The sequence below is a fragment of the Natrarchaeobius oligotrophus genome, assembly GCF_003841465.1.
GTDB classification, from domain to species: Archaea; Halobacteriota; Halobacteria; order Halobacteriales; family Natrialbaceae; genus Natrarchaeobius; species Natrarchaeobius oligotrophus.
Genome location: NZ_REFZ01000010.1, coordinates 69,159 through 94,439, shown reverse-complemented (window position 1 = coordinate 94,439; position 25,281 = coordinate 69,159). Strand labels below are relative to the sequence as shown.

Annotated in this window: 18 protein-coding genes and 1 pseudogene; 14 read left to right on the top strand and 5 right to left on the bottom strand. The window is 62.1% G+C overall.

All coding sequences use genetic code 11. The features are described 5' to 3' along the window. The first annotated feature begins 404 nt into the window (after positions 1-404). The 5 genes from EA472_RS14780 to EA472_RS14760 all read left to right on the top strand — a co-directional run bounded on the left by EA472_RS14780 (position 405) and on the right by EA472_RS14760 (position 9,801). The gene (locus EA472_RS14780) at positions 405-1,403 is read left to right on the top strand and encodes a hypothetical protein (RefSeq protein ID WP_124192289.1); all 999 of its coding nucleotides are present in this window, start codon (positions 405-407) and stop codon (positions 1,401-1,403) included. 393 nt (positions 1,404-1,796) lie between these two features. Continuing rightward, complete coding sequence (locus EA472_RS14775) at positions 1,797-3,575, top strand: glycosyl hydrolase family 18 protein (RefSeq protein ID WP_124192288.1); 1,779 nt, start codon at positions 1,797-1,799, stop codon at positions 3,573-3,575. A 177-nt stretch (positions 3,576-3,752) separates the two neighbouring features. Next, positions 3,753-5,114 (top strand): PKD domain-containing protein, encoded by a 1,362-nt coding sequence (locus EA472_RS14770; RefSeq protein WP_124192287.1) that lies wholly within the window; start codon positions 3,753-3,755, stop codon positions 5,112-5,114. Between the two features lie 523 nt (positions 5,115-5,637). Next, on the top strand, positions 5,638-7,701 hold the full coding sequence (gene metG, locus EA472_RS14765) for a methionine--tRNA ligase (protein ID WP_124192286.1): 2,064 nt from the start codon (positions 5,638-5,640) through the stop codon (positions 7,699-7,701). 231 nt (positions 7,702-7,932) lie between these two features. Continuing rightward, positions 7,933-9,801 carry an MBL fold metallo-hydrolase gene (locus EA472_RS14760; protein ID WP_124192285.1) on the top strand — a complete coding sequence of 623 codons (1,869 nt, stop codon included), beginning with the start codon at positions 7,933-7,935 and terminating at the stop codon, positions 9,799-9,801. Positions 9,802-9,881: 80 nt separating this feature from the next. Here the strand turns inward: EA472_RS14760 and EA472_RS14755 are convergent, their stop codons facing one another. Then, a complete protein-coding gene (locus EA472_RS14755; RefSeq protein WP_124192284.1) occupies positions 9,882-10,673 on the bottom strand; it encodes a sugar phosphate isomerase/epimerase family protein in 792 nt (263 codons plus the stop codon). A gap of 152 nt (positions 10,674-10,825) precedes the next feature. Here EA472_RS14755 and EA472_RS14750 point away from each other — a divergent pair. From EA472_RS14750 to EA472_RS14715, 8 genes and pseudogenes are all read left to right on the top strand, one after another. Next, positions 10,826-11,385, top strand: a pseudogene (locus EA472_RS14750) (transposase); the annotation flags it as partial. 58 nt (positions 11,386-11,443) lie between these two features. After that, entirely contained in the window at positions 11,444-11,686 is a 243-nt protein-coding gene (locus EA472_RS14745) for a hypothetical protein (RefSeq protein WP_124192283.1), read from the top strand. Between the two features lie 520 nt (positions 11,687-12,206). After that, positions 12,207-13,457 (top strand): MFS transporter, encoded by a 1,251-nt coding sequence (locus EA472_RS14740; RefSeq protein WP_124192282.1) that lies wholly within the window; start codon positions 12,207-12,209, stop codon positions 13,455-13,457. Positions 13,458-13,554: 97 nt separating this feature from the next. After that, positions 13,555-14,121 (top strand): hypothetical protein, encoded by a 567-nt coding sequence (locus EA472_RS14735; RefSeq protein WP_124192281.1) that lies wholly within the window; start codon positions 13,555-13,557, stop codon positions 14,119-14,121. Between the two features lie 339 nt (positions 14,122-14,460). Next, the gene (locus EA472_RS14730; RefSeq protein ID WP_124192280.1) at positions 14,461-15,612 is read left to right on the top strand and encodes a DegT/DnrJ/EryC1/StrS aminotransferase family protein; all 1,152 of its coding nucleotides are present in this window, start codon (positions 14,461-14,463) and stop codon (positions 15,610-15,612) included. Positions 15,613-15,665: 53 nt separating this feature from the next. Continuing rightward, positions 15,666-16,181 carry an NUDIX domain-containing protein gene (locus EA472_RS14725; RefSeq protein ID WP_165874908.1) on the top strand — a complete coding sequence of 172 codons (516 nt, stop codon included), beginning with the start codon at positions 15,666-15,668 and terminating at the stop codon, positions 16,179-16,181. Between the two features lie 197 nt (positions 16,182-16,378). Further along, a complete protein-coding gene (locus EA472_RS14720) occupies positions 16,379-17,491 on the top strand; it encodes a Gfo/Idh/MocA family protein (protein ID WP_165874907.1) in 1,113 nt (370 codons plus the stop codon). Beyond that, complete coding sequence (locus EA472_RS14715) at positions 17,454-18,095, top strand: Cdc6/Cdc18 family protein (RefSeq protein WP_243637857.1); 642 nt, start codon at positions 17,454-17,456, stop codon at positions 18,093-18,095. Before EA472_RS14720 ends, EA472_RS14715 begins: the two co-directional genes overlap by 38 nt. Positions 18,096-18,228: 133 nt before the next feature. Here EA472_RS14715 and EA472_RS14710 read toward each other — a convergent pair whose 3' ends face one another. After that, positions 18,229-19,374: a Gfo/Idh/MocA family protein gene (locus EA472_RS14710; RefSeq protein ID WP_124192277.1), complete on the bottom strand. Its 1,146-nt coding sequence runs from the start codon at positions 19,372-19,374 to the stop codon at positions 18,229-18,231. Between the two features lie 322 nt (positions 19,375-19,696). On the opposite strand from EA472_RS14710, the gene EA472_RS14705 reads away from it, so the two are divergent. Further along, entirely contained in the window at positions 19,697-20,929 is a 1,233-nt protein-coding gene (locus EA472_RS14705) for a Gfo/Idh/MocA family protein (protein ID WP_124192276.1), read from the top strand. 227 nt (positions 20,930-21,156) lie between these two features. Here the strand turns inward: EA472_RS14705 and EA472_RS14700 are convergent, their stop codons facing one another. From EA472_RS14700 to EA472_RS14690, 3 genes are all read right to left on the bottom strand, one after another. Beyond that, positions 21,157-22,188, bottom strand: coding sequence for a Gfo/Idh/MocA family protein (locus tag EA472_RS14700; RefSeq protein WP_124192275.1), 1,032 nt, complete (start codon positions 22,186-22,188; stop codon positions 21,157-21,159). 83 nt (positions 22,189-22,271) lie between these two features. Further along, complete coding sequence (locus tag EA472_RS14695) at positions 22,272-24,233, bottom strand: glycoside hydrolase family 9 protein (protein WP_124192274.1); 1,962 nt, start codon at positions 24,231-24,233, stop codon at positions 22,272-22,274. Positions 24,234-24,242: 9 nt separating this feature from the next. Continuing rightward, complete coding sequence (locus EA472_RS14690) at positions 24,243-25,244, bottom strand: hypothetical protein (RefSeq protein ID WP_124192273.1); 1,002 nt, start codon at positions 25,242-25,244, stop codon at positions 24,243-24,245. Positions 25,245-25,281: the final 37 nt, after the last annotated feature.

The window sequence follows — 25,281 nt, the reverse complement described above, 5'->3', positions numbered from 1 at the left end:
CTCACTGACGCGTTTCGGTGCCCGTTCGCGTCGGCTCGAACCATATCCAATACCGACTGGTTACAACCAAAAATAATCACGATGAATTAACGTATTGATCGAGTTGAAATGACAAAAAGCATTTTATTTGTAGCCTTTGATGAATAATGTGGCGTCGAACAAAATAGGGTCATTGAACGAGTCGCGAGCAGACGAACGGGGTGCCAACTGGCACGTCGGTTGGGCTCGACGCACGATCGGCACGGACGGAATACACGGGAACGCCTCGACTCTGTCGCCGGTGGTCTCTCGATAGCTGTCCGCGGTCGGATCGCATCGCCGACGGCTGTGTCGGATCATCGCGCGATCGGGACGTCCACACAGCGAGCGCTGTGCAACGCCGAACTCACCACGAGATACGAACCATGACACACACGAGACGAAACGTCCTGCGGAAGGCATCGGCACTGTCGGCACTGGCGGTCGGAGCTGCCGGCATCAGTACTACCACAGCGGCCCAGGATACTATCGAGACGACGGACGGTATCCCGAGCAACGCGTTCGCACCGTTCCATCACATGACGACGGCCCCGGACGACGGGCCGTCGAAGTGGTCCGATCTGGCCGAGACGCCGTACCTTCACCTGGCGTTCGTCCTGGGAACCGGCGACGGAACCCCGGCCTGGGACGGCGATCCGGACTACGTCGTCGGCGAGAGCAAACTCGACGATCAGATCGAGAACTTTCGGGACGACGGCGGTGAAGTCGTCATCTCCTACGGCGGAGCGATCGGTAACTATCTCGTCTCCGACTACGACGATCCGGACGAGCTCGCCGACGCCTTCGAGTTCGTCGTCGACGAGTACGGAAGCCCGTACATCGACATCGACGACGAGGGCGGATCGCAAGCAGAGATCGATCTGCGAAACGAGGCGCTGTCGATCCTCCAGGATCGTCGGTCGGAGGTCAAGGTCTCCTACACCGTTCGCGCGAGCACCCAGGGGGTGATGGACGAGCACATCATCGACAGCGCGATCGACCACGGCGTCGACATCCACTGGGTCAACCCGATGACGATGAACTACGGCTGGATTCCGCCGGATGCGGACGCAGTCATTTCGACCGCCGAGAGCACGCACGATCAGCTAACCGAGTGGTTCCCCGACAGGGACGACGACGAACTCTACAACATGATCGGCATCACGCCGATGATCGGCGAAAACGACGTCGGCGGCGCGTTCTATCCGGAAGACGCTGTTGAGGTACTGTCGTACGCCCAGGACAACGATATCGGACTCCTGTCGTTCTGGTCGGTCGAACGTGACAACGGCGACTGTCCGGACGGCTCCGTCGATGCGGAGTGCAGCGGCATCGAACAGGACGACTTCGAGTTCTCACACACGTTCAACGAGTTCAATTCCTGAACGTTTGTCGTCGTCTTCCGACGGCGACCGCTTTCCATCGCCATCGCAACCCGTCGCTTTCCGATCGTCGTCACCCATCGTCTACCGGGGAGACGGCGGTCCCCGTCCGAACTGCGATCGAATCGAGAGACTGTCTCGAGCGACGAACTGCCGGAATCGGCCTTTCGCTTTCCGCGAATCGCGTCGGGAAATCACCGCAAATGTTATTGTTTTACTTACGATTCTCTCGATTACTCTTCTCTCAGTGTATTAAATACTATCTTGAATGTACAGATTTATTACCGATGGAGTTAGACATTTGGTAGCGCTTCGCACGAGGCGTTACGGTACGAGGGCAGCTACCCGCGCGTTCGACCGTTCGGGTGACGACATCCCGTACCAGTATCCACGATCATGAAAGAAACCAGACGAAACGTTCTGTGGAAGGCATCGGCGCTGTCCGCGCTCGGACTCGGTGCGACCGCCACCGGCGCGACAGCAGACGACTGTAGCGATTACCCCGACTGGGACGCCGACACCGCCTACACCGGCGGCGATCGGGTCGTCTTCGAGGGCGACCTCTACGAGGCGGAGTGGTGGTCCCAGGGGACGGAACCGGACGAGGAAGAGGGAGCCTGGACGCTCGTCGGACCCTGTGAGAACGGCGGTGGGATGGACGGGCCGCAGGCGGCGTTTTCGGTAAGTCCCGCGGTTCCGGAGCCCGGCGAGGACGTCGAGTTCGACGCGAGCGAGTCGGACGGTGAGATCGAGAGCTACGAGTGGGAGTTCGGCGACGGCGAGACGGCAGACGGCGAGGTCGTCGAGCACGCGTTCGACGACGACGGCGAGTACGAGGTCGAACTCACCGTCGAAGACGACGACGGTGAAACGGACACCGCCACGGAGGAGCTTTCCGTCGTCGATCGGGACACCGGTCCCGCGGACAAGCGCGTCGTCTCGTACTACATGCAGTGGGCCCAGTACGAGCGCGACTATTACCCGGAGGACATCCCGTACGACGACATCACCCACCTCCAGTACGCGTTCATGCGCCCCGAAGAGGACGGCTCGATCGAGATCGTCGGCGACGACCACGAGGCGCGTCTACTGTTCCCCGACGAGGCGGGCTACGGCCACGAGGACTCGTTCGAGGGAATCGTCGACGAACACGACGACGTCGTCTTCCTCATCTCGATCGGCGGCTGGGGCGACTCGGAGTACTTCTCCGACGCCGCCCACACCCAGGAGAACCGCGAGCGGTTCGCCTCAGACGCGGTCGAGATCCTCCGGGAGACCGGCTTCGACGGCATCGACATCGACTGGGAGTATCCGGGCTTCGAGGGCGAGGAGGGCAACGTCGTCCGACCCGACGAAGACCACGAGAACTACGCCCTCTTGCTCGAGGAGTGTCGCAAGCAACTCGACGAAGCCGAAGACGAAGACGGCAAGCGGTACTGGCTCACCGCCGCACACTCGGCCAACGTCGAGCACAACGAAGACTTCGATCACGAGACGCTCCAGGAGCACCTCGATTTCGTCTCGCTCATGACGTTCGACTATCACGGCGGCTTCTCCGAGTACACGGCTCACCACTCGCCGCTGCACCAGAACGACGACGATCCACACGATTACGCCGACGACTGGTACGCGTCGTACGCACTCGAGTGGTGGGTCGACCAGGGCTGGGATCCCGACGATCTCAACATGGCCGTCCCGTTCTACGGTCGAAGCTTCGCCGGGATCGACCCGCCCGAGGACGACTTCGGGACGGGCGAAGACGACGGTCTCTTCCAGGAGTTCGAGGACACCGGCGACGGCTCGTTCCCCGATCCCGACCCCGAGGGCGGCTCGAGCGTCAGCGGGATCTACGAGTACTGGGACCTCGCCGGGGAGATTCGCGGAGACGCCGAGAGCCAGGTAGACCTGAGCGAAGAGGGCTGGGAGACCACGATCGACGAGGAGGCGGTGACCGCCTGGAGCTACAACCCCGACGAGACCGTTCCGGCCTCGCCCGGCGAAGGATGGGGCGAGAACGAGGGGCTGATGATCTCCCACGAGACGACCGAGACCGTCGAGCAGAAAATGGAGTGGGTCAAGGACAACGACTACGGCGGCACGATGCTGTGGGCGCTGTCGCACGACACGCCCGATCACGAGCTGTTGAGCGCGCTCTCCGAGACGTTGCTCGAGTAGTCTCGTCGAGGCGCTCCGACACGACGCTCGGTCGCAGACACGCGTCGGTTCGACGCGGTAGTTCGCGGATCCCTCGGTCGTTCGAAGAACGGCTGCGCGGATCGCAAAGTGCGCCCGCAGTTCGCAACACGTCACGCATCGCTCGCAAAACGAGACCCCGAAATACCTACGAATACGATGAAACCGACACGACGAACGCTGCTACGAAACGCATCGAAACTATCGATCCTGCTCGGCGGCCTCGGCGTCGCCGGCGCGACCGTCGCCGCCGAAGAGTATCCCGAGTGGGATCCCGACGAGACGTACACCGAGGGCGACCGGGTCGTCTACGACGGCGTCGTCTGGGAGGCCCAGTGGTGGACCCAGGGCGACGAGCCCGGCGAAAGCGACTGGGGCCCCTGGGAAGAAGTCGAAACGCACGATCCGGGACCGACCGCGTCGTTCTCCGTCAGCGACTCGAGTCCCGACCCCGGCGACGACGTCGAGTTCGACGCGAGCGAGTCGGACGGCGATCTCGAGAGTTACGAGTGGGAGTTCGACGACGGCGAGACGGCGACCGGCGAGGTCGTCACGCACACCTACGGCGACGAGGGCGAGTACACCGTCGAACTCACCGTCGAAGACGTCGACGGCGAAAGCGACAGCACCCAGTCGACCGTCTACGTCGGCGACGTCGAACCCCCGGACGCCGACGGCATTTACTCGCCGTACCAGGGCACCTGGTACGACGTCGTCGACGGCACCCTCGATCGAAGCACCGACCGCGTCATCATGTCGTTCATCGGCGACGGAACGCGTGACGACGAAATTTCGCCCGCCTGGCTCGCGGATTGTCAGAACCACGAGTGCGACGAGGAGCCACTCGACACCTACGCCGACGAGATACAGACGCTGCAGGACGAAGGCATCGAGGTCGGCCTCTCGATCGGCGGCTGGGAGAGCCCCGTCGTCGCCCGCGACGCCGACGACCCCGAGGAGCTCAAGGAGGCGTACGCCGACCTGCTCGACACCTTCGACGTCACCCACCTCGACATCGACGACGAGAACGCCGAGGATCCCGACCGACCCGACGACCTCCACGAGATCCGCAACGAGGCGCTCGCGTTGCTCAAAGACGAACGTCCCGAGGTTACCGTCGGCTTCACCGTCTCGGCCAGCCCGGACGGCCTCGCGGACTCCGGTCACTCCCCCGGGAAGGTGTTCATCGAGGACGCCGTCGAGAAGGGCCTCGAACTGGACTACGTCCAGGCGATGGCGATGCACTTCGACGGCGAACCCGAGAACTTCGAGACGATCACGTCCGCGCTCGAGAGTGCGGTCGACTTCCTCGAAGAGGCGTATCCCGATCAGTCTCGAGACGAACTCTGGACGATGGTCGGCGTGACGCCGTATCTCGGCGAGATCACCACCGACGTCGCGAGCGAGCTCGTCGACTACGCCAACGAGAAGGGGATGTACAGCATCGCGCCGTGGGTGCTCGGCGAGGACGACGGCGGCGAGTTCTCGGACGTCTTCTACCAGTTCGAGAGCGGCGACTAATCCCTCGGTTCCGAGTTTCTTTCCGGTTCTCTCTTGAGGTGGGGACTCTGGTAAAATTCAATCGTTTTACCTAAGGCTGTTCGAGCTTCCAGTTCTTTGCTTGAACGTCCGCTTCATTGTTTGGCTCGCACATCTCTCGCCCGTCTCGATTGATGAAACGACCGTCAGACACACCCCTCTATCGATGCGTTCGCTCCATTCGTTCGAGACACACTCAGTTTTTGTATTCGCCCGGGAGACAGTTCGGCACTGTCGTCTTCGGACGGTGTCAGCTAGTGGCAGTCACCACGGCTGGACCCGCTTCTGGATCGAAATCCTTTTAATCTGAGGTTGGATATCGCCGGACATGCATTTTGACTCGTACCCGGAATCGCGGGTACTCGGTATGGCTTACTTTCGATCTTCTTCGGGTGGACTGTGACCACGTCGGCCCGTCATACGGCTGCGGTGGTGCAGTAAAACCCGGATGCTCGGTGTCAGGTCGATAGTCACATGACCACTTGCGGAGTCAACTACAATAATCATGACACGCGACCCGTATCCGACGAGCGATCCAGCAGTCGTAACGTGTGGGTTACCGTACGCCAACGGCGATTTACACATCGGGCACTTCCGCACCTACGTGGCGGGCGACACCTTTTCGCGCGCGCTCGAGCTGCTCGGTCAGAAAACGGCGTTCGTCTGCGGATCGGACATGCACGGGACGCCGGTGACGGTGAACGCCGAGGAGGAAGAGGACACGACCCCTGAGGAGTTCGCCTACTACTGGCACGAGCGGATCGAATCGCTCTTTCCCCGATTCAACGTCGAGTTCGACAACTACGGGAACACCCACGACGAGGAGAACCGTGAACTGACCAAGGAATTCGTCCGGACGCTCGAGGCCGAGGGCCACCTCGTCGAGTCCAAGATAAAAGTCGCCTGGGACCCCGTCGAGGAGATGTCGTTACCGGACCGGTACGTCGAAGGCGAGTGCCCCTACTGCGGCGAGCGCGCGCGGGGTGACGAGTGTGACGAGGGCTGTCAACGTCACCTCGAGCCGGGTGAGATCGAGAACCCCGTGTCGACGGTGACGGGGAACCCGGCCGAGTACCGCGAGGAGTCCCACAAGTTCTTCCGGCTCTCGGATCTCCAAGAGTACCTCCAGGAGTTCATTGACCGGCTCGAAGGAACCGAGAACGCCAAGAACCAACCGCGGGAGTGGATCTACGGCGAACTGGAGGACTGGTGTATCACCCGCGACATGGACTGGGGCGTCGACTACCCGGGTGAGCCGCCGGAAGGTCAAGACGACCTGGTGCTGTACGTGTGGGTCGACGCGCCGACCGAGTACATCACCTCCACCATGCAGTACTCCGAACGCGTCGGGCCGGAGGTCTTCGATTGGGAGGAAGCCTGGCAAGAAGACGGCGAGATTGTCCACGTGATCGGTCGGGACATCATCCAACACCACACCGTCTTCTGGCCGGCCATGCTGCGGGCCGTGGGGTACAACGAGCCCCGCGCGGTCCTGGCCAGCGGCTTCATGACCCTGGACGGCGCGGGCTTCTCGACCAGCCGGAATCGGGCCGTCTGGGCCGAAGAGTACCTCGACGAAGGGTTCCATCCGGATCTGCTGCGGTACTACCTGATCACCAACGGGAACTTCCAGAAGGACATCGATTTCTCGTGGCCGAAGTTCCAGCAACGCGTCAACAGCGACATCGTCGACACCGTCGGAAACTTCGCGTACAGGAGTTTGCTCTTCGCCCACCGCGAGTTCGGCGGGACGCCGAACGTCGAGTGTTCGGACCGGGTGATCGACCGGATCGAAGCGGCGATCGAGGAGTTCCGAGCAGCCGTCAACGACTACGACATCCGCGAGATCGGAACGATCGGCGTGGACCTCACCAGGTTCGGGAACCAGTACATCCAGAACCACGAACCCTGGAATCTATTGGACGAGGATCCCGAGCAGGCCGCTCAGGTCGTCCGTGACTGCGTGCAACTGGTGAAGGCCGGGGCGGTGCTACTCGCGCCCGTTGCCCCCGAGAAGATGGCAGCTCTCTGGGAACAACTGGGCGAGGACGATGCCCTCGCTGATGCGACGATCGAAGCCGCCCTGGCGCCGCCAGCCGAGCCCTTCGAGGAGCCGACCGAGCCGTTCGAGTCCATCGAAGACGACCACGTCGCGGAGCTCGAAGCCCAGCTCGCCGATCGGATCGAGTCCAGGGGCGACGAGGCGGGCGGTGAGGATGACTCGGAGGCGGCGATCGACCCGCTGAGCGACGATCGAATCAGTTTCGAGGAGTTCCAAGATTTCGACATGCGGGTCGGTCGGATCGAGACCACGGCACCGATCGAGAACGCGGACAAGCTCGCTCACCTGGAGATCGACGTCGGCACCGAGACGAGACAGGTGGTTGCGGGGATCCGCGAGTTCTACGACCTCGAGGACTTGATCGGCGAGCGCGTCGTGGTCCTGGTCAACCTCGAACCGACGGAACTGTTCGGCGTCGAGAGCAACGGCATGCTCCTCGCTGCCGGCGACCAGGCCGACCTACTGACGACGATCGGCGATGCGGAGCCGGGTGAGCGCATCCAGTAGCCCCGGTGACGTTCGCGACGGTCGGTTCCCGGGACCGCCGCCATCGAGGAGGTCGTGTCCCGGTTGTTGAAGTCGTGTGTCTTGCTGCGAGTCCGGATCCCGTTGCGACCAGCCGTCGACCGCCACGCCGCCTCCGCAATTACCGAACATCGTTCTGACGCGAATATTACTCACAGATCGATACTTGTAATACCCGCCCGCGTCTGTGAGCAAATAGACGTCCCAGCACGTATGCGCGTCTCCTATCAACACGCGAACGTTCACAGCGGAAACGAGTCTACGCTGTTGCGGTTTACCGCAGACGACGGGACGCGCGCGTGCGTCCTCGTCGACTCGGGGAGTTGCGTCGATCTCGAGGAACTCCTCGAGGACGACGAGCGACTCGACGCGATCGTGCTCACACACGCCCACATCGATCACTACCGGACGCTCGCGAGAAACGTCCGGGACGACGCGCCGATCTACACCTCGCCGGCGACGGCGACCATCCTGGAACATGCCCTCCCGGAGGCGACGAAGGACAACGCGCTCGGGGACGTCTCGCTCGCGCTCGAGGCGCTCGAGCCGATCGACGGATGGACGACGATTCTCGACCGGTGCGAATCGGACGACGGGAGCGACCGACGGGCGTCGGCTGGCGAGGGCGATCAACCGGTACTCGACGACCTCGAGATTCGGCCGGTGTCCGCCGGTCACACCCCCGGTGCGGCCGGCTTCGTGATCCGGTTTCGCGACGAGAGCACGGACGCCGACCTGTTCGGCGGAACCCAACACGTCCTCGTCACCGGCGACTTCACGACGCGGCCGTGTGCCGGCTTCCCCGGTTTGCCGACGACGCTCCCGTTCGACGTCGACTGTCTCCTGTTGAACGTCTCGAACGAAGACGGCTACGAGTCCGCGCTCGACGAGTCGCTCCGGACGGTGCTCGAGCGAGCGTACGCCGGATCGCGGGTCGTCGTGGCCGCTAGTTCGCTGAACGGCGTGCAGTACGCGACGCTCCTGGGACACGCGGCCGCTGCGATCGACCGTACACTTCCGATCACCCTCGTCGGACAGGCCGCCAAGCTGTACGCCGCACTCGAGTACGACGTTCCCGGCGTGGAGACGCGTGAGGTATTCGAACGGTGCGAAACCGTCCTCGAGGACGGCGGTGTGACGATCGCGGGACCCGAGACGGCGGCGACCGGGAGCGCCCGCCGGTTGTTCGAGACGATCGAGGACGACCCCGCCGCGGTGTTCGTCCAGTTGTCGACGAACGGTCGCGATCAGCGCTCGAACGCACGCTGTACGACACGTTCGTTTCCGTTTCGCAACCATCCGTCCCTCGAGACGATCGACGAACTGGTTCGCTCGCTCGCCCCCCAGGAAGTCGTGATCAAACACGCGGGCGGGGACGCGCTCAATCGATTCCAGCGGCGGTTCGATCGCTGTTTCACCTGGGGAACGAACGACGAACACGTCCACTGCCTGTACGAGGGAGGTCAGTGGATCGCCCCCGACTGGATCGCATCGGAGACCGCGACGCGAATCAGAAAACGACAGTGGGAGGCGATGCGAACGCGACCGTTCGACGCCGACGCCGAACTTGCGGTCGACCGTCGACGGCCGATCGACCTCGAAGCGGAAGGCGTCGACCTCGAGGGACTCGAGGCCGCGTTCGTCCCGTCGTCGACGCGGCCGGAGTCTTCGACACCGCCGCAATCTTCGACGGCGTCAGCACGCTCGACGGCTCCGAAAGCGTCGTCGGACGGCGGATCGTCGTCCGCAGCGGATCGTCACGTCCCCGATTCCGAGGTCGAGACGTCGCCCGACGATGCGCTCGTTTGCCACGGCGCGGACGGACCTAAACGAGCGACCGACGCGGACGGATCCGAACGAACGACTCAGCCGTCCGGAGCGCGAGGGGATCACATCGAGGACGAACTCCTCGCACGTCTCGAGGCGATCGAGGCGAAACTCGAGCGTTCGGAGGAGACGATTCGGGGCCGCGTGCTGAGCGACGGCGATGGCGATCAGTTCGTCCGGCTTCTCGAGCCCGTCGATCTCGAAGCTGGTGACGTCGTCGAACTCAGGATCGACACGCTCTCCGACGATCGGTAGCGACCGATCGCGATCCGGTCACGACGCCCACCCCGATCGCGGCGTCGACTTCGTCGTGCTGATCGAATCGGCGGCGACGCTCACACCAGTTCATCCATCGTAGCCGCGGCGTCCTCGAGCGAGGCCAGGGGATCGTCCCCTTCCCACTCGTAGATCAGCCACTCGCCGCCACAGTCGCGAAACGCGTCGGCACACCCCGCGAGGTCGAGGTCGCCGGTCCCGACGGGAACCAGCTCGCCGGAGTCGATGTCGACGTCTTTGACGTGAGCCAGCCGACAGCGCCCGTCGACCGCCCGCAGCAGTTCGACGGGATCGTCGCCCGCCTTCAGGACGAAACCGAGGTCGAGTTCGAGATCGACCTCGCTCCGCTCGACGAACGCGTGAAAGCCGGTGTGAGGTTCCTTTCCGGCACCTCCTTCGTTGTCTCCGATACCTTCCTCGTTGTCTTCGGCATTCCCCTCGTCGAGTGCGACGTACTCGTGATCGTGGTTGTGATAGTGGAGGGTGATTCCCCGGTCCGCGAGGCGGTCTTCGAGCGCCTCGAGTCGCTCGATTCCCGACCCGAGCCCCTCGCGAGAGGCGAACCACTCCTGGTCGAGCCACGGGACGACGATTTCGTCGCAACCGAGCGTCTCGTAGAACGCGACGGTGTCGTCGAACTCCTCCTCGAACGACTCGATCGGCACGTGTGCGCCGGCGACCGCGAGCCCGATTTCCTCGAGCGTTTCGCGGACGGCGTCGGGATTCTCGTCGGTGACGCGGTAAGCGAACTCGACGCCGTCGAACCCCGCGTCGGCCACGCGCTCGAGCAGTTCGCCGAACGGTACGTCGGCGTTCCGTAGCGTATACAGCTGAATCGCGCTCTCGACCATACGTTACGGTCGGAAACGGACGGGATAGGTGTTTCGTCCGCCGTCTAGGAAGTGACTGTGTGACCCACGCGACTCGTCTCGAGTGCGGCAAGCGATCGGATTGGAACAGGAGAAATGCGAGGAAGGAAAGCGTTCTCGACGACGAGTACGTCGATCGCTGTCGCAAGTCCATCGATGTCGAAGTTGAGATCGAGTTTGACCGGAGAGAGTACGCGGGCGCGCAGTCACGTGATACGAAAACGGTTCCGCGTCATCGGTCCGCAACGAGGACGCCGACGACTACCACTTGTACATCACGAATCTCTCGCGCGAGGAGTTCCTACCGGAGGATCTAGCGACGATCTACCGCTGTCGCTGGGAAGTAGAACTTCTGTTTCGGGAGCTGAAGACGCAGTACAGACTGAATGAGTTCGATACGACGAAGAAGCACGTCGTAGAGATTCTGTTGTACGCGGCGCCGTTGTCCTTGGTCGTGAGTCGTGAGCTGCTTAGTCTGGTCGTTGAGCATGCAGATGATGACCTCGTGTTTCCGCCGGAACGCTGGGCGGCGACCTTCCGGTCGCACGCCCAGCTCATTCTCTACCGGTTGAGTGGCTACCTTGGGTAACCACTGCTTGACCGCCTTATCGCCGCCGCGCAGAAGATCCACAAACAACATCCCATTCTCCAAGAACTGCTTGCTACCGCCATCAAACCGGCTACTGAGGCCTAACTAAAGAAAATGGTGCAAAAGATTTAATATTATGTAACACGAGCATGAAATTGCAACCATGAGTGTCAATACGAATGACGCTGAGGCGGTAACCGCAAACGTGAACCTTGAAGAGGTCGAGATCGACGGTCTGTCGAAGTCCGTGGAGCGGGCCACCGTCGGTGCAGACGGGTCGCCGATGGCGGAAGCCACCGTTAGTGCCGACGCGTCGCCGATGGCGGAAGCCACCGTTAGTGCAGACGGTTCACCGATGGCGGAAGCCACCGTTAGTGCCGACGCGTCGCCGATGGAAGAGTCGTAGCGCTTGACGAGTGCTTGAAACACCTCGCTAACTGACTCCGATTTTTCGCCGTGCCATCGTCGTATTCGTGCGCTTGTTGTGCACCCGGCGGTTGCGGATCGTTCGAGACCAGATCGTATCGACGACTCGACCGATGCCCGCGATCCGACCGCGGTGATCGTGAGGCGAACGTAGCTACCGTGATCACCGCCAGCGACAACGCCGGGGAGCATCGCCCCCGGAGTGTGCTCACGATACCGGAATCCGCTACCGAAGCTGGCGGTCGCGAGGCAGTCGCGCGTACCCCGCTCTCCGCTGGCTTCATGGGTCAGTCAGTCTTCTGCCGGGGGATTGGGAGTTCGATCCTGCCGGCGCCGCTTCCGGCCGAGACCGGGCCGTCCGAAGATAGCTGTACAGACGGCTTTCGGCGTCTCACCACCGGATTCGTCGACTGGGGCGGTAAACGCGATCGGTTCGCCCGAAAATATCGATGGAAATTTTATTGGAATAATATATATTCACAGGAACTGAAAAACTGGCCATGAACGGTCTCTGGTCCAATATCACTTTTCGGAGAATGTTCCTCGCGCGATTCTCCTCCAATATCGGTGACAGCCTCTACATCATAGGTGCGATGTGGCTCGTTCACGAGTTGGGTGGTTCTCCGTTTTACGTGGGGGTGGCCGGATTTCTGTTACAGCTTCCGCAGGCGCTGCAATTTCTCCTGGGCCCGTTCGTCGATCGGTGGGAACTGCGGAGGATATTCGTCGCCAGCCAACTCATCCAGGGCGTCGTCATCCTTTCGATTCCGATCGCTGCACTCACCGACACGTTGTCGATCCTGCTTGTTCTCACGGTCATTCCGGTACTGTCTCTGATCAACCAGTTCATCTATCCGGCACAGAACGCTGCGCTGCCGAGGATCGTAGACGAAAGACAGCTCGTCCGCGCCAACACGATGTTTTCGGTTTCGTACCGATCCCTCGATATCGCGGCCAAGTCCATCGGGGGGATCCTGATCGGAGTCTTCGGAACGATGGTGTTGTTCGTGGTCGATGCGCTCACGTTCGTGATTGCTGCGCTGATATTCGCAACGACCAGTATCCCCTCCGCCAAGACCGGAAGCGGTCAGCAGCTGGGGAAGGAATACGTTAGGGACTATCTCGGCGAGGTGTCGGAGGGGTTCGACTACGTCAGAAATTCCCTCCTCCTGTATATAGTCCTTTCCGCCGCGATCGGGAATGTCGCCTTCGGCGTGGCATTTGCGGTCCTTCCGACGTTCTCGGATGGGCGTGGCGGTCCCGAGATATACGGAATTCTGTTGTCCGCCCTGGCAGTGGGAATGTTGATCGGATCCGTCACGGCATCGCTTCTGGAGGAGCTTCCGCTCGGAAAGTTACTCATCACGCTGTTCTTCGTCGGTACTGTTTCGTGGATACTGTCGATCCAGGCCTCGTCGACTATTCTGATGACAATACTGTTCGCAGTGGCCTGGGTACCCGTCGGCGCCTATACCGTGTTCAAACAAACGATTATCCAAAACACGGTCCCTAACGAGCTGATCGGCCGCGTTTCGTCGACCATACAGAGCGTTTCCGTCGTCTCCTACCCGTTCGGTGCGTTGTTCGGCGGTGTCCTGGGAGAGCTCTTCGGCGCCGCCCTCGTTCTGACGCTGTCGGGTCTCGGTTTCCTTGGCGTCGTCATCATATTCTTGTCGCACCTGCGTTTGCGGCGACTCCCCGCAATCACGAGGGTCGGAGCAGAGGAACTCTCGCTTCCGAACCAATCGTGAACTGTCCCCGAATCGCGGAGCGAGCTTCAGACCTCCATTTAATGATTAATTACAATCGATGTATTTATAACCCAGTGTGATAAAATAATGTGCAACGATGGTGGTCAGCGAAATTCCATACGAGCAGGCGAAACGGGAGTTCGAACGGAAAGCTCCGCTGCTCGAATTTAACGAGATGAAAGACATTCTGGTGACCGAGATAATCGACGAAAAACTTCTCGAGAGGACCCGGGACGTCTGGTTGCACGGCAGTTTCGTCCAGCCGGACGCGGAGATCGACACCGGAGACAAGTTGAGCGACATGGACGCGTTCATCGTCGTTCCGAGCTGGGAGTTACCGGTGGCAAACACCGGAATCGCCTGGGCGGCGCCACAGGCACCACGATTGGAAAGCTTGGACCACCTCGGAGACCACTTCGTCTGGAACGAGCTACCGGCGGAGGACGAAGGGTGGAATTGCTCGGCGGGGGAAGCGTGGGAGCAATTACCAGACTGCGCGAAGACAACGCTGTTGAACAGTACACAGCGATTCCTGTTCGCAAACGAAAACGATCACGAGGCCAGGCGGGCACGAAATTATGACATTATGATCGGATCCGTCTCCCAGTTCGATCACCAGAAAAAAAAGTGTCCAAAGACGAAAATCTGGGAGCGATCCGACTGATTTCTAAGCCTCATCCGTCACACCGAGGTATGCGGCGCGGGCTCCACCGTAGGACGACGCTGCATGGTGGATCGGTGGGTCTCGTCGGACTGGGCGTTTACGATTGTTCGAACCTCCGCGACCGCCCTCTCGGTCCATCAATCGCGGAAACGGGCGGCGCGGCTGATCGGTCTCGACGACGTCACGGCCGTAGTCTCGGTACCGAAAGCCTAATCCGCAAATATTATGGTGAGTGTGTGCAGATAATATATACTAGATACCTATGAAATGTATCAGCACAAATTGGGTTGAGAGCGTGGTAGGACCTGTGACAATATCCGGACAGGAAAGCGTCGACAGATGATCGATCGGATCGAACGTTCGTTGACGACGTTACACGTCGGCGTGGACGAAGATGATGTCGACGAGATCGTTTCCGCGATCAACGCTGGGAGCCTCGCTGGGAATGCCCCGGTCGTAGACGAATACGAACGGCTTCTGGAGCGACAGTTCGGCACGTCACACGCAATCGCTTACGCGAATGGGACGGTGTCCCTCCAAGGCGCGCTTCGCGCGGCCGGTGTCGGACGGGGTGACGAGGTCGCACTCCCGCCCACCTGCCCAGTGATGACCGCACTACCAATCCTGAACCTTGGCGCCTCACCCGTGTTCGTCGATACGAAGAGCCACAATTCATTTTCGATTTGTCCGCACTCGCTCAGGGAGCGGTTGACGCCGGATACGAAGGCGATCATCTCAATCCCGATGTGGGGCTATCCTACCAAGATCGGTGCCGTGAACGACATCGCAGCAGAACGCGGGACCGTAGTGATCGAAGACGCCGCACAGGCGCACGGAGCGACCATCGGCGACGATTACGTCGGGACGAACGCCGACATCGGATCGTTCAGCACGCACCAACAGAAGGTGATCTGTACCGGAGAAGGCGGATTCCTGCTCACTGACTCCGACGAGTTGGCACGAAAGGTCGCCGAGTTGCGGAGTTTCGGAATTTGTTACTTCTCGAGGCGGGAATTCGCCGACCATTCCGCAAATTACGGCGACCGATTTGGAATGAATTACAAGTTCAACGCCATGGGGGCAGCGATGGGGATCGCCCAGTTGGACAAGTTCTCCTCGAAGCTCGAACGACGGCGAACGAACGCCGAGTATCTTATGGACCAACTCGCTCAGGAAAACGGCCCACGAGAAATTCCGACGCCGCCCGAGCACTCGCCGAATTATTACGCCCTTGTCCTGGAAAGCCGAGACCCGGACCGCTCCGGCAGTGAGATCTCGGACCGACTCGTGAACTATAACGTGGTCTCTGACACGTACGCGTACAATTTTAAGCCGCTCTTCGAGTATCCGCTCTTTTCGGAGTACCGCACAGACTGTCCAAACGCCGAAGCGCTCACCAAACGAATATTCACCGTCCCGACTCACGAAGGGCTCGACCGATCAGAACTCGACTACATCATCGATTCGGTACTCGAGGCTGATTCTCCGTGACGGGCGAATTGTCGTACGGACACGATCTTGCTCCGAAGCAATTCACGTCGTCCGTGTACCTCTTCAGGGAGACGGATGGGACGTGGGAGATCGCGCTACTCGAGCACAAGAAGTTGGGGAAGTGGATGGTTCCAGGTGGTCACGTCGAACCGAACGAAAACCCGTGCGAGGCGGCGGTACGAGAAGTTCGCGAAGAGCTCGATCTGAAGCTACGGTTTCTCTCCTCGAACCACGCCCACTTTTCCGCGGACTTGGGCGACGCACGAGAAACGATCACGCCCGAATTGATCGTCGAGGAATTCATCCGGGACGACTACGAGGACGGCGATCACATCCACGTTGATTGTCTCTACCTGGCTCGTGTACGCTCCGGGGAACTGGATGTAAACGAGCGGGAAGCGGCCACCGCGGACTGGGTCACACAGGAGTCCCTGCCGCGGGAAGAAATGTTCGAGTCGACCGAACGACTGGCGGATCACTTCTTCTCGGTAATGCGCACCGGAGACTATCGGTCGATCGGAAGCAACCTGACGAAGTACGACTTCGATCTTCATCGGGTTTCGACCTAACGCCGGCCAGGTGGGATGCCGCGGTGGTTTTCGCTCTTTCGGTGGTGGCTACGTGCGCGTGTTTGCGACACCGCTGCGGTCGGTCGTCGTTCAATTTATCCTTGCCCAGCCGTCCGGGCCACGCCACTACAACTATATTACGATTATTTCCAATATAAAACCAAAAGATTTTTACTTATAAACGTATTATAATGAACATGGATCAAGGGGCGAGTCGCAGGGGTGCACGACGGGAGACGCGAGAGGGGGCGATCGAGGACCGGACGCTCGCTGTCGGCATCGTGGGGTGTGGCGAACAGATGAGCGATAATCTGCTACCGAACATCACGCGCCTCGATGGCGTTCGAACGGCCTGTCTGTGCGATATCGAGCTAGATCGGGCGGAACGTCTCGCGAAGACGTGCGGGACCGATCGGACGTACGAGGATTTGCGTGCAATGGTCGAAAAAGAAGATCTCGATATCGTCGTCGCGGCCAGTTCGCCGCAAGTCCACGAGGCGGTCGCACGAGTCTGCCTGGAGCGAGACGTTAACGTGTTCCTCGAGAAGCCCCCCGCAAGAGATCGACGAACGCTGGAGAGGTTGATCGACCTCGAACACGAGTCGGAGGCGATCGTGGGGACCGGGCTGAACTTTCGTCACTCAGAGCGCGTGCGAACGCTCCGTGAACTTTCGCGGAATACCTTCGAGTCCGAACCGCAGTATTTGCGAGTCGACTTCTCGACCGACAAACCGGCAGAGACGCTGTGGGAGCTTGACTCTCATCTGCGGTCGCTACTGCTCGCGACCGGCATCCACGCTCTTGACATCGCTGATCTGTTTTTCGGCCGACCGACCGACGTGGTAGCCACTGCCGCGCGCCGAGGTAACATCTACCAGATAGTTATCCTTCATCTCGCGTATGGAAAGGGGAGGCTGTGCACTATCGAACTCTCGTCGATAGCACCACGGTTCGATCTCTCCATCGATCTCACGAGCGAGAACAATCGTTGCGTACGGCTTTCGCAGCTCCGCACTATCGACGTCCAAGGGACGAATCCAGCCTTCGACTGTTCGAATCTCTCGGAGAAACGATGGCAGTCCGGGTGGGAACCGAGCCCGATCGGCGATGGTGGCGCTTCCGGCTACTACGCGGAGTTGTCGTCGTTCGTTACTGCCGTTCGAACGGGGGCGGAACCGGACCCAACGCTGTCGGACGTCCGGCACTACTACGACACGATCGAACGGGTGATCGAGATTCTCGAGGGCGGACCGGACGAGACGGTGCCGGAATGTGGATCGGTCGTCGAGTCGGTCGACCATCCGCGCTGAACACCGCTTCCGAACCCGGGAAAACACGGCTCGAGGGCCACGGTCACGTACGATTTCACCCAACCCCTTCGAGGATTCGTTGTGTGACGAGGAGATTTTGTTTTCACCCTACGACGCGAACCAACTACGGAACATTCTCGAGCAACGCGCTGCACTCGCTTTTCGCGACGACGTTCTTGAGGCCGACGTAATTCCGCTTATAACGGCGTTTACGGGACAGCGTTCCGGATCAGCCCGACAGGCACTCCGTCGATTGTACAAGGCCGGAGACCTCGCTCGTGGAGAGGGTGCTTCGACGGTCACGGAAGAACACGTTCGACGAGCCGATCGAGCAGTCGAACGAGATAACGTCCGTGAGGAACTGGGCTGTATTCCGACGCAATCGAAGTTGACGCTGTACGCGCTGTTAACGCTCGAGGCTGAAAACGCGTTACCCGCGAAACGCGGAACGATATACGAACGCTATCGGATCGCATCGACGACGATCGGTGTCGACGTACGAAGCGATCGGACGGTTCACGATCGACTCTCGCAACTGACCCTTAAAGGTTTTCTCGACGTCGAGGAGAAAAATAAGGGCCCAAAAGGAGGATCTTATCACTAGTATTCGTTCTCAATTCGACCGGAGTCGGTCGAGGAAGCACTTCGGGAAGACTCGAGAGTCACCGAACTGTACGAGTGATCGACGATCCGAACTGTTCGAGCGTTTGGCTCAAACGAACTACTCGAGGTAACCCTCAGAGATCGATCGCGGTCGACTCCGAGCGTTCCGCGATTTCGTCGGCGGTGAGTTCGCGACCTTCCTCTTGTGCCAGGTAGATCCCCTCCATGACGAGCATCGAGTTGAGCGCGATCTCGGCGGTCGGGATCGCGTCGTCGACCGTCCCGCGGACGGTGTCGATCCAGTGGTGGAACTGACCGTCCGACCGGTCCATCTCGTAGCCGGAGTCGCTCTCGAGGAGCGTTTGGCGGCGCTCGAACTCCTCGACGTCGAGCGAGACCGTCGCCTCGTAGTCGGCGGTCGTCGTGTACAACCGGAACGGCTCGAGTTCGATTCCGCCTTGAGTGCCAACGAGCGCGCTCGAGTCGTCGGGGAGGTACATGTGCCAGGCCGCCCGCACCGAGAGGACGGAGCCGTCCTCGAGGTGAGCCATCCCAAGGCCGACGTCCTCGACGTCGTAGCCCGACGTCTCGAGTCGGTCGGCGTACCGCTCGCGACCGTCGCCGACCAGTTCCTCGTCGTAGGTCGCAGCGGTGTGTTCGAACGTCGCGCCGCTCACCCGCGCGGTGCGTTCGTTCCCGAGCAGGTACAGTAGCTGGCCGATGACGTACGTCCCGACGTCGATGATCGGTCCGCCGCCGGCCGACTCCTTCGAGACGAACGACGGCGTGCCGTAGCCGTCGACGAACGGCCTACCACGCCGCCGCGAGAACACGCCTCGGGCGTAGTAGGGGTCGCCCAGCTTTCCCTCGTCGATCAGCGTCCGAGCGGCGCGCGTCTCCGGATCGAACAGCCGGTTGTTCTGCACCCCGAGGTGAACGCCGGCGTCGGCCGCGGCGTCGGCCATCGCCTTCGCATCGGCGTAGGTCGACGCCATCGGCTTTTCGCAAAAGACGTGACAACCGGCGTCGGCCGCGTCGACGGTGATCGGCCGGTGGAGGTTATTGTGGACGCACAGCGACACCGCGTCGACGTCCGCATCCGCGAGCAGGTCCCGGTAGTCGCTGTACGTATCCGCGTTCGCATCCCGGGCGAGCGCCCGCGCGGCGTCGTCGTCGACGTCCGCAACTGCAACCACGTCCGCGCCCTCGACGCTCGCGTACTCGGCTGCGTGTTTCTGCCCACGATTTCCCGCCCCAATAATGCCTATCTCGACGGACATACCACGATTGTATCGCGGGAGACAATCAATTCACCCATCTGCCACCGTTTTCGCTCTCGGTCGTCATCGCTCGGCTTCGCCACCCCGTCATCTCTTGGTTCCGCCACCCCGTCGTCGTCTCCCGGTCCGCCACCCCATCATTATTCCGTCACCACCCATCTCCTTTCGGGCACTCGAGCGTTCACTCCGTTCTGCAACGTGCGACAGAAACTCGGCGTCTCGAGATCGCTCCGGTGTCGGTAGCCTTTCTCGAGCGTCCAGGTCGGCGACGTTCGTCACCTCGATCAACACATCTATGCTGTCGGCGGTCGCTGTAGAACGTATGGCGACCGAGAGCTTCGGCATCGGCTTCGTTAGCTGTGGATTCATCACGCGGGAGCTACACGTTCCGAGCGTCGAGTATCTTCCCGACGTCCACGTCGCTGGTATACAGAATCGAACGCGCGACACCGCCGCCGACCTCGCGACCGAGTGTCGCGAGGCCGGACTCGGCGATCCGACCGTCTACGGCGAAGGGGAGGTCGCGGCGCTGGCCGCCGATCCAGACGTCGACGGCCTGTGGGTCACGAGTCCGAACTTCACGCGGGTCGACGTCGTCGACGGTGCAATCGACGCGATCGACGACGGCGCATCGCTCCGTGGCATCGCGATGGAAAAGCCGGTGGCGCGGAACCTGCGCGAGGCCGCTCACGTCATCGACCGCATCGAGGAGGCGGGTCTTTCGCACGCCTACCTCGAGAACTGGCCCCACGAGCCCGACATTCGCAAGATGCGCGAACTCCTGTGGGAGCGCGGCCGGCCGGCGGGTCGACCGTACCTCGCGCGCTCGCAGGCCGAACACGGCGGTCCGCACTCGGCGTGGTTCTGGGACGGCGAACTACAGGGTGGTGGCGCGCTCACCGACATGCTCTGTCACGCGCTGGCAGGCAATCACGTTCTCCTCTCGGATCCCGAGCGACCGGACGGAGACCTCGAGGCCGTCGCCGTCTCCGCCGACACCGAGACGCTCAAGTGGAGTCGAAAGCGGTACGCCCAGCAGCTGCGCGAGGAACACGGCGTCGACTACGAGTCGGATCCGACCGACGACTACGCTCGCGCGACGGTTCGCTACGAGGACGAAAACGGCGAGCCGGTAATCTCAGAGGCGTCGGGGTCGTGGTGTTACGTCGGCGCGGGCGTCCGTCGCACCATCGAACTCCTCGGTCCGGAGTACTCCGGCCAGGTCGTCGCCGACGAGGAGTCCTCGAGCGTCTTCTTCTCCGACTCGGCCGGAAACGGAGAGGGGTGGGCCGAAAAGCAGACCGCCACGAGCGGCCGCATGCCGATCGACGCCGCAAGCGCCGTAACCGGAGGATTCGTCGCGGAGAACCGCGACGCCGTCGACGCCTTCCGCGACGGGGAAAACGGCATGCTGGACCTCGAGGACGGTCGCCGAATCCTCCGGTTGTGTATGGCCGCCTACAGGGCCGCCGAAACTGGACAGGAGGTCGATCTTCGGACGGTCGACCTTTCGACGTACACGCCGCCGCCAGCACGGGGACGACAACGCGTCTAGCCGGGACGTATCTGGACGCTCACGGATCACGAACTGAGACGCTCACAAACCTGAACGAACCCGTACCACGAACGCTCACGAAGCGTGGACGAATCCGCACCACGAACGTTCGCGAATCGCGGGCGAACCTGTACCACGAACACCCACGAACGGGGACGTGGCGTCGTTTCGACGGAATGTTCGAACGCACTCGTGTGTCTCGAGCCGCGAGTCGGCGAGTTCGATCGTCAGTCGACCAGCGCGACCGTCTCGTCGCGGTCGGCACTTCGGCGCGCGCTCTCGACGATCCGGTGGGCGGCGCGACAGAAGACCGGATCGGCCGGTCCTTCGGGCGACTCACCGGTCTCGAGGCGGTCGATAACGTAGCAAACGAGGTCGTCGAACCGGTCGGGAAGCGGGTCGGGCTCGACCGCGTACCCCTCCGGTTCGTCCGCGGTGGTGACCCGAATCGGGGCCTCCCGGTCGCGGGTGCTGATCGCTCCCTCGGTGCCGACGATTTCGTAGCCCTTCGCCGGCTGGGGCTGAATCTCCCAGGGATTGGTAAGCAGCCGCCAGGAAGTTTGCAGCGTCGACAGTCCCGACTCGTACCGACAGACCGTCGACGACTGAACGTCGACCGCCATCCCGTCGGGGACGTACGTTTCGGCGGTGACGTCGGTCGGCAGTTCCCCGCCACGAAACCACGTCGAGAACGTCGCGCCGTAGCCCAGATAATCGAGCAGGGACCCTCCGCCCGCCTCGAGGTCGTAGAACCAGCTCCCGTCCGGCGGCGCGCCCGCGTTTCCGCCGTAGTACTGGATCTCGAGGACGTCACCGACGATCCCGGTTTCGACGAGCTGTCGGACCTCGTGTTGGACCGGATCCCACAGCACTGGCCAGTTGATCACGAACAGGTTCTCGTCGTTCCAGGCCTCGAGCATCCGATCGGCACCCGCCAGCGTGGCCGCGAGCGGCTTCTCGATCGCGAGGTGGACGTCGTACGGCGCGACGCGTTCGACGAACGTCGCGTGTTCGGCGTTTCGCGGACAGCCGAGCACGACGTCCGGCGCGGTTTCCTCGAGACACGCATCGAGGTCGTCGTAGACGTCCCCGTCGGGAATCTCGAGGTCGGAAACGGCCTCGGGCAGCGAGCCCGTCGACGTTCCGGGCTCTTCGTCGCAGACGCCCACGAGCTCGGCGTCCGGGTGAGAGTGGACCCACTCGAGATTGGTGTTCATGTGCATTTGGTCGAAGTTCGCACCCACGAATCGCCAGGTCATACCGTGTTCGTTCGCACGCGAGTAAAAGAAGCTTCGCCTGTACGGAGATTCGACGTGCCGAGCGCATCTGCGTCTACCGTGGGCTACTCCATCGCGTGTCGCGAGGCGACGGCGACGACGAACCAGGCGGCGTGGGGGAGCCACTGCTCCGCCCAGCGCCACCGGTGGGCGTGATCGTCGCCGATCCCCTCGGGGAGGAAGGCGACGTCGGACTCGTCGGTCACGCCGGCGGTGATCCCGTTGCAAATCCCGCCGGGGACGTTCCTGAATCGCTCGTGGTAGTGTGGCGGGTTCCGGCCGGTTCCTTCGACCATCGACGTGTCGAACGGGTTCAATCCGAGGATCCAGTCCAGTTGCGCCTGGGCGAATCGACCGAGGTCGTCGCTCTCGTTTTCGAGGGAGCCGTCGCGTGCGCCTTCGAGCGAATCGCGACGGCCGCCGAAAGCGCCGTCGCTCGCGTTCTCGAGGACGCGCGACGAGCGAACGGCGGCCGCCGCGAGTGAGGCGATGCGGGCGTTCTCGCCCTGCCACCAGTAGCCCGTCTCGTTCTGGTGCGGGAAGAAAAACGCCGCCCGCGGTTCGGGTTCGTCGACCGCCTTCACGTACGCGCGGGCGTAGCCGAACGGGTTGACCACGTCGGTCGTGATCTCGAGTTCGAACGTCCAGTACGACGCGAGCGCGTCCACGATCTCGTCTCGAAACGCGGTCTCGGCCGTCGGAGCCACGCCGACGGCGACCGACTCCGCCCCCGCAGCGACCTCGAGGAACCGACAGAGCGCGAGCGCCGGTAGTCCCTCTTCGGCGGCGTGGAAGAACGGCCGATCGCCGTCGTCGGCGCACCACCAGCCCGCGTATCGGCCGTCGGCGGTCTGGCGCTCGAGCAGCGCTCGAGCGCGATCGCTCGCTGCGTCGTAAAACCGCCGCTTGCCGGTCGCGCCGTACAGCTCCGTCGCGGCCAACAGCGCGCAGTAGTCGTCGATGACGTTCTCGGTGCCGTCGTCGAGGTACGCCTCGTTGCGTTCCTCGAGGTGGTCGAACGCGTCGATCGCCCTCGAGCGGTACGTGTCGGGGTCGAACGCTGCCGCCTTCGCTATCTCCGACGATTCGTCGACTCGACTCGCGCGCGCGAGGGCCGCGATCGAGACGCCGCCACCCTGTCGGTAGCCGGCCTGATAGTCCGCAGTCTTCGTTCCGTCCTCGCCCTCGTAGGCGCAGATCTCCCGCCGATCGGTTTCTTTCGACCACTGATCGAAGACGGTGTGGTAGAAGTACCCCTCGTCGTCGCACATTCGGACGAGAAAGTCCGCGCCGTGGAGACTCTCCTCGAGCAGCCGCTCCTCGAGCAGTGCGCCGAGCGAGCGCTCGCCCGCGTACAGCTGCTCGAAGGCGTCGAGCAGTCCCCAGACGACGATCGGCGCCTGCTGGGGATTGACGTAGTTGGCGTAGCTGAGGTGGCTGAGGTACTTGCTCATGTCGCCCGAGGCGTCGTACCAGCCGCCGCTGACGTCGACGGCGTCGTCCCGGTCGCCGACGAACGGAACGCTCCGATCGGCCCGATCGAACCGCCCGGAGGCGCGCTGCGTCTTGAAATAGTAGAGAACGTCCGAGAGCACCTCCTCGGCGATTACGTCGTCGTCGACGTCGAAGACGTGCGATCGCACACGCCGACGCGCTCCGTCGGCGTTCGCGTCGACCGCGCGTTCGCTCCCGTCGCTGCCGGTTTCCACCGCGAATCCGTTCTCGTCACCGACTGCCTCCGTCTCGCGTTCGCTCCCGTCACCGTCGACCGCCGCGTCCTCGAGGACGTCGACGGCCACGTAGTACGAGCCCGCCGCCTCGAGGGCGGTGAACTCGGTCGACCAGAACACCCAGTCCCGCCAGTTCGCGACGGGGCCGTCGCGGGTCGCATCGGTTTCGACGACGACCGCGTCGGTGTCGGCGTCGACCACTCTGACCCGGCCGGGGGTTTCGCCGGCCGCACACGCGAGTATCGCTCGCTTTCGTTCGTCGCGGTCGTAGCCGGCCTGGTTGACGAGAACGTCCATCGGCGAACGTCACTCCGCGGGAAGTTCGTCGAGATAGGCGTTCCAGACGGCGTCGGGATCCTCGCAGGCGATGCCGGAGATCGACCGACACGCGTCGTAGCCCCACATGAACACGCTGTCGACGCCGCCGTCGATCGCCGCGCGCGTCGCCTTCCGGACGTCATCGATGGTTTCGGGATCGTCGTCGAGCCGAAAGCCCTGAATCCAGATCTGGCTCTTGAGGTCGTACTCCTCGGAGAGCGAGACGACGGTGTCGGTGAAATACGAGATGAACTCCGGACTCTCCTCGTCGAAGACGGCCCAGTACGGATCGGTGACGAGAACGTCGAGGTGTTCGTTGGCGGCGAGTCGCTCCCAGTCGCGCAGACCGTGATCCGAGTCCTCGCTCGGCAACAGACAGACGGCGTTTTCGAGGCCCTTCTCGGCGGTGAGTTCCATCATCTCGTCGAGGAACGAAAGCAGCGACGCCTCGCGGAACTCGTCGATCCGCTCGGTTCGCGTCGCCGGCATCTGCTCGTCGTACTCCTGTTCGTACAGCTCCTGACAGCTCTCACAGCGGCATGTCCAGGTCCCTTCCGGAACCTCGTGGTCGAACCACTCCGGGATGTACCAGTGGGGCTCGTCCCAGAAGAGAACGTCGGCACCGATTTCCGCGGCGTCCGCGACCCACCCGCGCATGTACTCTCGAAACTCGGGGTCGTTGAAACACGCCGTGGGGACCCGGTCGCCGGTCGACAGCACCTGACAGCTCTCGGGGTGTTTTCCGATGAACTCGGACAGCGCCTCGCCGCCGAAGACGCGGCCGATCGACCACGGGTTCATGTAGACGGTGAAATCGCGGTCGTGGCTCGCCTCGACGATTTCGGCCATCGTCTCGGTGTAGTACTGTCTGTCCCGCTCGCTGAACGTGTGTAACACGGCGTTCAATCCGTTCTCTTTGAAGCGATCGAGATCCTCTTCCGCGTGTTTCGGGTCTCTGACACTAAAGTAACTCGTCCCTTTCTCGAGCATCGAGTGAGACATGCTAAGCAGGATATTTTACTCTTTG